At 41.6% G+C, this 10522-nt stretch carries 6 protein-coding genes, 1 tRNA gene and 2 rRNA genes (1 of these 9 running past the window's edge); all 9 read left to right on the forward strand.

Going from position 1 to position 10522, the window contains the following annotated elements; all coding sequences use genetic code 11:
- Window positions 1-18: 18 nt before the first annotated feature.
- Complete coding sequence (gene tilS, locus IGJ04_RS09850) at window positions 19-1407, forward strand: tRNA lysidine(34) synthetase TilS (RefSeq protein ID WP_202334735.1); 1389 nt, start codon at window positions 19-21, stop codon at window positions 1405-1407.
- Between the two features lie 18 nt (window positions 1408-1425).
- Window positions 1426-1971, forward strand: coding sequence for a hypoxanthine phosphoribosyltransferase (hpt, locus tag IGJ04_RS09855; RefSeq protein WP_002356260.1), 546 nt, complete (start codon window positions 1426-1428; stop codon window positions 1969-1971).
- Window positions 1972-2064: 93 nt separating this feature from the next.
- Window positions 2065-4221, forward strand: a complete 2157-nt coding sequence (ftsH, locus tag IGJ04_RS09860) for an ATP-dependent zinc metalloprotease FtsH (RefSeq protein ID WP_002363441.1) — start codon at window positions 2065-2067, stop codon at window positions 4219-4221.
- Between the two features lie 161 nt (window positions 4222-4382).
- Window positions 4383-5279, forward strand: a complete 897-nt coding sequence (gene hslO / locus IGJ04_RS09865; RefSeq protein ID WP_002359370.1) for an Hsp33 family molecular chaperone HslO — start codon at window positions 4383-4385, stop codon at window positions 5277-5279.
- A gap of 11 nt (window positions 5280-5290) precedes the next feature.
- Window positions 5291-6289: a tRNA dihydrouridine synthase DusB gene (gene dusB / locus IGJ04_RS09870; RefSeq protein WP_010707989.1), complete on the forward strand. Its 999-nt coding sequence runs from the start codon at window positions 5291-5293 to the stop codon at window positions 6287-6289.
- A 93-nt stretch (window positions 6290-6382) separates the two neighbouring features.
- On the forward strand, window positions 6383-7879 hold the full coding sequence (gene lysS, locus IGJ04_RS09875; protein WP_002359372.1) for a lysine--tRNA ligase: 1497 nt from the start codon (window positions 6383-6385) through the stop codon (window positions 7877-7879).
- A gap of 641 nt (window positions 7880-8520) precedes the next feature.
- Window positions 8521-10081: ribosomal RNA gene (locus IGJ04_RS09880) — 16S ribosomal RNA — on the forward strand.
- 79 nt (window positions 10082-10160) lie between these two features.
- Window positions 10161-10233, forward strand: a tRNA-Ala gene (locus IGJ04_RS09885).
- A gap of 176 nt (window positions 10234-10409) precedes the next feature.
- Window positions 10410-10522 (forward strand): 23S ribosomal RNA (locus tag IGJ04_RS09890); it runs 2800 nt beyond the window's last position.
- Together the 16S and 23S rRNA genes with 1 tRNA gene alongside form the textbook arrangement of a ribosomal RNA operon.

Below are 10522 nucleotides of genomic sequence, written 5' to 3' on the forward strand. Positions count from 1 at the left end.
AAGAAAGAAGGGCGAACAATGTTTTGGCAGTTTTATAAACGAGGAAAAGAACAAGGATTTTGGCAACCGCATCAAACAATCGTGGTCGCCGTTTCTGGTGGTGTAGACTCCATGGCCCTTTTGACGTTAATGGAACAGGTGGCAGAAAAAGAACAATTACAATTGGTTGTTGCACACGTCAATCATCAATTGCGAGAAGCGTCGGCACAGGAAGCGCAATATCTCGCTACCTATTGTCAGCAGCGAGAGCTGACGTATTATGAAACACGTTGGGAAGACCCTGAAAAGCAACGGAATTTAGAAGCAAAAGCGCGCACATTTCGTTATGAATTTTTTAAAGAAGTCATGGAAATTGAAGGTGCGGCGGTCTTAATGACGGCACATCATCTAGACGATCAAGCGGAAACGATTTTAATGAAGCTGATTCGAGGAACTAATTTTTCCCATTCCGCGGGCATTAAAGAGAGACGTCCTTTTGCGACAGGGGAATTGATTCGTCCGTTACTTATTTATCCAAAAGAAGAATTGTATCAATTTGCACAGCGCCAAGCATTCGTTTATTTTGAGGACGAAACGAACCAAACCAATGAATATTTGAGAAATCGACTCCGTAATCAGGTTTTGCCGCTATTAAAGCAGGAAAATCCGCAATTCTTAGATCAGATTGCTTCTTTTAGTAATGAACAACGTTTTGCCCAAGAATTTATTCAAGAACAAATTGAGCCTCAATTATCTGAAGCCGTAGAACCAACCAAACAAGGCTGGCGCATTCCTTTGAAGAGATTATTAAAAGAAACGCCTGCGTACCAGCACTTCTTTTTAACCGCGTTTTTCCAAAAAACATTAGTGCCATTAGGGGTTTCGTTAAACCAACGCCAGATGACACAAATTTTAAAAGTTTTGAATGATGAACGGCAACCGCAAGGCTCGGTTATGTTAGAACACCAATGGCAACTAGCTAAAAGTTATGATTGGCTATGCTTAGAACAAAAACAGGCTGCACTGCGAGAAGAAGTTACACATTTATTAGTACCTGGTGCGGGGATTTATTTATCGGAAACCGAGTGGCTAGGATTAATTGCGACAGACAAACCGTTTCCTCTTCCTGAAGAGATTAATCAATGGACGGGTCAGTTGTTAGCAATCCCGTTGACAACAGCCACACCTTTGACCGTTCGTCATCGCCAAAGTGGTGATCGGATTACATTAAAACCAGGGTTTACGAAAAAATTAAGCAGAGTTTTTATTGATCAAAAAGTGCCAAATGAAGCGAGAGAGAGTGCTTGGGTCATTACGGATGAGCAAGAGGAAATCATTTGGGTACCAAAATTTGCAAATTCCTATTTGAGTATTCCTTTAGAAACTGATAAAATACACTACAGACTCCTTTTTAAGACAAAGGAGTAATGCTGAAAGGAGCGCACTATGATAGAAAAAGATATTGAGAAAGTCCTAATCTCCAAAGAAGAAATTCTTGCGAAGTCTGCAGAGCTTGGCAAGCAACTGACAGAAGAATATCAAGGGAAAAATCCTTTAGTGGTCGGTATTTTAAAAGGTGCAGTACCATTTATGGCTGATTTGACTCGTGAAATCAATACTTATTTAGAATTGGACTTTATGGATGTATCTAGCTACGGCAACGCGACAGTTTCTTCAGGCGAAGTAAAAATTGTCAAAGACTTGGACACAAATGTCGAAGGTAGACATATTTTAATCGTAGAAGATATCATCGATAGTGGTCGTACATTAGCGTATTTAGTAGATTTGTTTAGATACCGTAAAGCTGCATCTGTGAAAATTGTTACCTTATTAGATAAACCAGAAGGCCGTGTAGTAGACATTAAAGCTGACTACGTAGGGTTTGATGTGCCCAATGAGTTTGTGGTCGGTTACGGATTAGACTATGCAGAAACGTACCGCAACTTGCCTTATATTGGCGTTTTAAAACCTGAAGTTTACGAATCAAATTAATATCTATCAAGGAATTAATTGTGTTACAATGTAAAGGTCAGGATTGATAAAAGAATAACATGAATTGTAATGATGAGCATAAGGAGGACAGGCATGAACAAAAAGAATAATGGCATGAAAAATGGTTTATACTACGTCTTAGTAGTACTTGCCATGGTCATGGTTGTCTATTTCATTTTTGGAAATAACAACCAACAATCGCCAGACATCGATTACTCAACCTTCCAACAACAATTGGAAGACGGAAAAGTCAAAGACATGACCATTCAACCAACCAATGGGGTTTACCGGATTGAAGGTCAGTATAAAGAAAAACAAGAAGTGAAAGACACAGGTGGTCTGTCATTGTGGGGCTCAACGCAAGCGTCGTCAAAAGGCTTCACAACAACCGTTTTACCTAGTGATACAACCTTAGCTGGCATTCAAGATGCGGCACAAAATAACAAGGTGAAGCTAGTTGTCAAAGAACAATCAACAAGTGGTGCTTGGTTGTCACTGTTGTTTAGTTTCTTACCATTAGTGATTATTTTCTTCTTCTTCTACATGATGATGAGCCAACAAGGCGGTGGCGGTGGCGGCGGTGGCCGTGTGATGAACTTCGGTAAATCCAAAGCCAAAGAAGCCGATAAAAAAGCTAACCGTGTCCGCTTCTCAGATGTAGCTGGTGCGGAAGAAGAAAAACAAGAATTAGTTGAAGTAGTGGAATTCTTAAAAGATCCACGTCGTTTCGCTGAATTAGGCGCACGGATTCCTGCGGGCGTACTATTAGAAGGACCTCCAGGGACTGGTAAAACGTTACTTGCTAAAGCCGTAGCAGGTGAAGCAGGTGTGCCATTTTACTCAATCTCAGGTTCAGATTTCGTTGAAATGTTTGTCGGGGTCGGTGCTAGCCGTGTCCGGGATTTATTTGAAACAGCGAAGAAAAACGCGCCTGCGATTATCTTTATCGATGAAATCGATGCAGTTGGTCGTCAACGTGGTGCTGGTATGGGTGGCGGACACGACGAACGTGAACAAACCCTTAACCAATTATTAGTTGAGATGGATGGTTTTGATGGCAATGAAGGAGTTATCGTAATTGCTGCAACGAACCGTTCAGACGTGTTAGACCCAGCGTTGTTACGTCCAGGTCGTTTTGACCGCCAAATCTTGGTAGGACGTCCAGATGTCAAAGGTCGTGAAGCGATTTTACGTGTTCATGCGAAAAACAAACCGTTAGCTGATGACGTTGATTTGAAAGTTGTTGCACAACAAACACCAGGTTTTGCTGGTGCTGATTTAGAAAATGTCTTAAACGAAGCAGCCTTAGTTGCCGCTCGTCGTAACAAGAAAAAAATTGATGCTTCTGATGTGGATGAAGCCGAAGACCGCGTAATTGCTGGTCCAGCTAAAAAAGATCGCGTGATTAATAAGAAAGAACGCGAAATGGTGGCTTACCATGAAGCAGGACACACAATTGTTGGTTTAGTCTTAAGCCGTGCTCGTGTTGTCCACAAAGTAACGATTATCCCTCGTGGTCGCGCAGGCGGTTATATGATTGCTTTACCAAAAGAAGATCAATTCTTAATGACTAAAGAAGATATGTTTGAACAAATCGTTGGCTTACTTGGTGGACGTACAGCAGAAGAAATTATCTTTGGCGTTCAATCAACAGGGGCTTCAAATGACTTTGAACAAGCAACAGGGATTGCCCGTAGCATGGTAACGGAATATGGAATGAGCGACAAGTTAGGACCTGTTCAATATGAAGGAAACCATCAAGTCTTTGTCGGTCGTGATTATGGTCAAACAAAAGCTTACTCAGAACAAGTGGCGTTTGAAATCGATCAGGAAGTTCGTCGTATCTTAATGGATGCTCATACAAAAGCGCATGAAATTATCGAAGCGCACCGTGAACAACATAAACTAATCGCTGAAAAACTATTAGAATATGAAACATTAGATGCAAAAGCAATCAAATCATTATTTGAAACAGGTAAAATGCCTGAAGGTGCTGACAGCGACTACCCTAGTGAAAAAGAAGCGCAAACATTCGAAGAAGCAAAACGTGCTTTAGAAGAAAAAGAAGCGCAAAAACAAGTTGAAGAAAAACAAGACTTTGAAGAAGCGAAAAAAGAATTACATGATGAAGCAGAAGAAGTCAAAGTAGAAAGCGAACAAACAGAAAAAGAAGTCCAATCTGAAGAGAAAAAAGATTCAGATTCCAATTCTGAATATGATCGCAATAACTACGAAGATCGTTATAAATAACCAATTAGTAGAAGGTGCAGTATTTGTCGAGTTGACGAATACTGCACCTTCTATAATATTAAGATATTCTATAGAAGGAAGATTATTTGGTTGAAAAAACACCTGATTCCTAGTATTATCTGACTAATGGACAAAAAAGCACCAAGAGAAGAGGAAAAAGAATGGAAGATTATTTAGTAAAAGCCCTTTGTTATAAAGGTTCAATTCGAGCATATGCCATCAGTGCCACTGAAACTGTTAGTGAAGCGCAAAGAAGACATGATACATGGAGTTCTTCTACCGCAGCGTTAGGGCGCACATTGATTGGAGCCCTTTTACTAGGAGCGACTTTAAAAGGTGACGATAAATTAACTGTAAAAGTACAAGGAAATGGCCCAGCTGGCGCTATTATTGTCGATAGTAATGGCCGTGGAGAAACAAAAGGCTACATTAAAAATCCACATGTCAGCTTAAAGTTGAATGCAACAGGTAAAATTGATGTACGTGGCGCTGTCGGTAACGAAGGAATTTTCACAGTCATTAAAGATTTAGGATTAAAAGAAACCTTTTCTGGACAAACACCTATTGTTTCTGGTGAAATCGGTGAAGACTTTACATATTTTATGGCGGTCTCTGAACAAGTTCCCTCAGCTATCGGTTTAGGTGTATTGGTGGACACGGATGAATCGGTGAAAGCAGCCGGTGGTTTTATGATTCAAGTAATGCCAGGTGCCGATGAAAGTACCATTGATTTTATTGAACAGCGTCTAGCGGAAGTGCCACCAATTTCACAATTACTAGAAAATGGAGAAACACCTGAACAAGTCTTGTATCGCTTATTGGGAGAAGACGAAGTAGAAATTTTAGAAAAAATGCCTGTACAATTTAAATGTGACTGTTCTAAAGAAAAATTTGCGACCGCTTTGATTGCTGTTGGGATCGATGAATTAAATGCGATGATTGATGAAGATCATGGAGCAGAAGCAGTTTGTCAATTCTGTAACAATAAATATCACTATAGTGAAGAAGAATTAATTGAACTTCGCGATGAAGCGATTCGCAATACGAAACAAAAGTAGGAGGAAAGACTATGTGGAAAATTGGAGACGTTGAAATCCCCAACCGTGTTGTCGTAGCTCCGATGGCGGGTATTAGTAACGCCGCTTTTCGTGTGACTGTAAAAGAATTTGGCGCAGGATTAGTCGTTTGTGAAATGATTAGTGACAAAGGAATTAAATTAAGGAACAAAAAAACCTTAGAAATGCTATATATTGATGAGCGAGAATATCCTTTAAGTGTACAAATTTTTGGTGGAGATAAAGAAACATTAGTGGAAGCTGCTAAGTTTGTTGAAGAAAATACGCAAGCGGCGATTATTGATATTAACATGGGTTGCCCTGTCAATAAAATAATTAAAGCTGAAGCTGGTGCGAAATGGTTGCTGGATCCGAATAAAGTGCATGAGATGGTTCACGCAGTCTCTTCGGCAGTTTCTTTGCCTGTCACTGTAAAAATGCGAACAGGCTGGGATGAAGATCATCTATATGCTGTAGACAACGCTTTGGCTGCCGAACAAGCAGGCGCTTCGGCAATTGCTATGCATGGTCGGACACGTGTCCAAATGTACGAAGGGACAGCCAACTGGGACGTTTTAAAGGAAGTGAAAAAGCATTTAACCATTCCTTTTATGGGAAATGGCGATGTCAAAACGCCTGAAGATGCTAAACGCATGTTAGAATATGTTGGAGCGGATGGTGTGATGATTGGTCGAGCTGCTTTGGGCAATCCTTGGATGATTCAACGGACGAAAGAATACTTGGAAACGGGCGAATTGATGCCTGAGCCTTCACCAGCTGAAAAAATCAATATTGCAAAAGTTCATTTACAACGATTAGTGGATTTAAAAGGTGAAAAAATTGCGGTCCGTGAGTTTCGCCAACATGCTTCTTACTATCTAAAAGGAATCTCGCGAGCGGCCAAAGTAAAAGTTGCGATTAACCAAGTTGAAACACAACAAGCAGTTGTCGATTTACTTGATGCCTTTGTAGAGAAGATTTCCAAAGTTGTTGTAACTACTATAGAAGAATAAAAAATTCAAGCCGAAAGTAAAATTCGGCTTGCTTTTTTTCGAATTACTGTGGCATTATTAGGATAGGTTAAAATCAAGAATGGAGGAACAACAGTGGCAGAAGAACAACAAGCGCATTTAGAGGATTTAAATGATCAAATGCTCGTGCGCCGCGAAAAAATGGAAGCTTTACGTGAAGAAGGGATTGATCCTTTCGGTAAACGTTTCGATCGCACTCATAATTCAGCAGAACTTCATGAACAATATGATAATCATACAAAAGAAGAACTTAGTGAAATGAATACAGAAGTCAGCGTTGCTGGACGTATGATGACAAAACGTGGTAAAGGAAAAGCTGGTTTCGCCCATTTGCAAGACCGTGAAGGCCAAATTCAAATTTATGTTCGGAAGGACCAAGTTGGAGACGAAGCCTATGAACTATTTAAACATGCTGACTTAGGCGACTTCTTTGGTGTGACAGGTCAAGTAATGAAAACCAATACGGGGGAAGTTACTGTTAAAGCTCAAACAATTACGTTATTAACTAAAGCTTTGCGTCCATTGCCAGATAAATACCATGGATTAACGAATGTGGAACAACGTTATCGTCAACGCTATTTGGATTTAATCAGTAACAAAGAAAGCTTTGATCGTTTCATGAAACGCAGTCAAATTATTAGCGAAATCCGTCGTTATCTAGATGGCAATGGCTATGTCGAAGTAGAAACGCCTGTCTTGCATAACGAAGCAGGAGGAGCTGCTGCTCGTCCGTTTATCACACACCATAATGCATTAGATATGGACTTATACTTACGCATTGCCCTAGAGTTACATTTAAAACGTTTAATTGTCGGTGGCATGGAAAAAGTCTATGAAATTGGTCGTGTCTTCCGTAATGAAGGGATCGATACCACTCATAACCCAGAATTTACAATGCTAGAAGCTTATACTGCTTATACTGATTATCAAGATGTGATGGATTTAACAGAGGGAATTATTCGTAATGCTGCGGAAAAAGTCTTAGGAACTACTGATATCACGTACGATGGTCAAGCGGTTGATTTAGGCAGTCCTTTCAAACGTCTACACATGGTAGATGCGGTCAAAGAACAAACGGGCGTAGATTTTTGGCAAGAGATGACGATAGAAGAAGCCCGTGCGTTGGCTAAAGAACATAATGTTGAAATTACAGATGCCATGACAGTCGGTCATATCATTAATGAATTTTTCGAAACATTTGTAGAAGATACATTGCAACAACCAACATTTATTTATGGTCACCCAGTCGCTGTTTCACCATTAGCGAAGAAAAATCCAGAAGATGGTCGTTTCACTGACCGCTTTGAACTATTTATTATCGGAAAAGAGTTTGCTAATGCATTTACAGAATTAAATGATCCAATTGACCAACGTGAACGTTTTGAAGAACAAGAAAAAGAACGGGAACAAGGAAATGATGAAGCACACGGAGTAGATGAAGATTTCATCGAAGCCTTAGAATATGGCTTGCCACCAACCGGAGGATTAGGTATTGGGATTGATCGACTAGTTATGTTATTAACCGATGCTCAATCAATTCGTGATGTATTATTATTCCCAACAATGAGATAAAAAAAGATGCCTTAAGGGCATCTTTTTTTTGTATTCGCAAAAAATTAAATAAAAAACAATTGAAACCAATTCTTTTTTTCTAAAAAAATCGAAGATGAGTAATAAAAAGAATGGGTAATCTGATAAAAAAACGAACTTTATCTAATCGAATAAGAAAGAACAATCGGTATTGAAAAAAAGTTTAAAAAAAGTGAAAATAATGATTGACCAATGCTTGAAATCTTGGTATATTATTACATGTCGCAAGGCGAGTCACACAGCTGAGCGATTCAGAAATCAATAATTAAATAACAATTCTTGATTTCAAATCTCTCGAAAAAAGTTTGAAAAAACAACAAAAAAAGTTGTTGACAAATAACAAACGAGATGATAAGATATAGAAGTTGTCACAACAGACGACAACAACCGAGCGAAACAACTTAAAAAACTTTTTCAAAAAAGTTCTTGACATTCAAACGGAAGTTTGTTATGATATAAAAGTTGCTGCGAGGTAACGTAGACCTTTGAAAACTGAACAAAGAATAGACGAACCAAATGTGTAGGGCGTCTTGATTCAATTCAAGACAACAAACATTTTTAACAAGCAAGCAATATGCTAGCAAACAAATTGAGCTTAACAATCGCAAGATTGTTCTAACTTTTATTATGAGAGTTTGATCCTGGCTCAGGACGAACGCTGGCGGCGTGCCTAATACATGCAAGTCGAACGCTTCTTTCCTCCCGAGTGCTTGCACTCAATTGGAAAGAGGAGTGGCGGACGGGTGAGTAACACGTGGGTAACCTACCCATCAGAGGGGGATAACACTTGGAAACAGGTGCTAATACCGCATAACAGTTTATGCCGCATGGCATAAGAGTGAAAGGCGCTTTCGGGTGTCGCTGATGGATGGACCCGCGGTGCATTAGCTAGTTGGTGAGGTAACGGCTCACCAAGGCCACGATGCATAGCCGACCTGAGAGGGTGATCGGCCACACTGGGACTGAGACACGGCCCAGACTCCTACGGGAGGCAGCAGTAGGGAATCTTCGGCAATGGACGAAAGTCTGACCGAGCAACGCCGCGTGAGTGAAGAAGGTTTTCGGATCGTAAAACTCTGTTGTTAGAGAAGAACAAGGACGTTAGTAACTGAACGTCCCCTGACGGTATCTAACCAGAAAGCCACGGCTAACTACGTGCCAGCAGCCGCGGTAATACGTAGGTGGCAAGCGTTGTCCGGATTTATTGGGCGTAAAGCGAGCGCAGGCGGTTTCTTAAGTCTGATGTGAAAGCCCCCGGCTCAACCGGGGAGGGTCATTGGAAACTGGGAGACTTGAGTGCAGAAGAGGAGAGTGGAATTCCATGTGTAGCGGTGAAATGCGTAGATATATGGAGGAACACCAGTGGCGAAGGCGGCTCTCTGGTCTGTAACTGACGCTGAGGCTCGAAAGCGTGGGGAGCAAACAGGATTAGATACCCTGGTAGTCCACGCCGTAAACGATGAGTGCTAAGTGTTGGAGGGTTTCCGCCCTTCAGTGCTGCAGCAAACGCATTAAGCACTCCGCCTGGGGAGTACGACCGCAAGGTTGAAACTCAAAGGAATTGACGGGGGCCCGCACAAGCGGTGGAGCATGTGGTTTAATTCGAAGCAACGCGAAGAACCTTACCAGGTCTTGACATCCTTTGACCACTCTAGAGATAGAGCTTTCCCTTCGGGGACAAAGTGACAGGTGGTGCATGGTTGTCGTCAGCTCGTGTCGTGAGATGTTGGGTTAAGTCCCGCAACGAGCGCAACCCTTATTGTTAGTTGCCATCATTTAGTTGGGCACTCTAGCGAGACTGCCGGTGACAAACCGGAGGAAGGTGGGGATGACGTCAAATCATCATGCCCCTTATGACCTGGGCTACACACGTGCTACAATGGGAAGTACAACGAGTCGCTAGACCGCGAGGTCATGCAAATCTCTTAAAGCTTCTCTCAGTTCGGATTGCAGGCTGCAACTCGCCTGCATGAAGCCGGAATCGCTAGTAATCGCGGATCAGCACGCCGCGGTGAATACGTTCCCGGGCCTTGTACACACCGCCCGTCACACCACGAGAGTTTGTAACACCCGAAGTCGGTGAGGTAACCTTTTTGGAGCCAGCCGCCTAAGGTGGGATAGATGATTGGGGTGAAGTCGTAACAAGGTAGCCGTATCGGAAGGTGCGGCTGGATCACCTCCTTTCTAAGGAATATTACGGAAATACACATTTCGTCTTTACTTTGTTCAGTTTTGAGAGGTCTACTCTCAATCAAATAAATTCGGGGCCTTAGCTCAGCTGGGAGAGCGCCTGCTTTGCACGCAGGAGGTCAGCGGTTCGATCCCGCTAGGTTCCATTGATAGCTTTTGCTATCAGATTCGTTCATTGAAAACTGGATATTGAAGTAAAAAGAATCAAAACAAACCGAGAACACCGCGTTGAATGAGTTTTTTAATAAGTTCAATTGCTTATTTATTGATTAACCTTCTATCGCTAGAAGAAGTGATCAAGACCCAACCGTAAGGTTGATAAGGTTAAGTGAATAAGGGCGCACGGTGGATGCCTTGGCACTAGGAGCCGATGAAGGACGGGACTAACACCGATATGCTTTGGGGAGCTGTAAGTAAGCTATGATCCAGAGATTT

Source organism: Enterococcus sp. AZ050, from assembly GCF_051715085.1.
GTDB classification, from domain to species: Bacteria; Bacillota; Bacilli; order Lactobacillales; family Enterococcaceae; genus Enterococcus; species Enterococcus faecalis.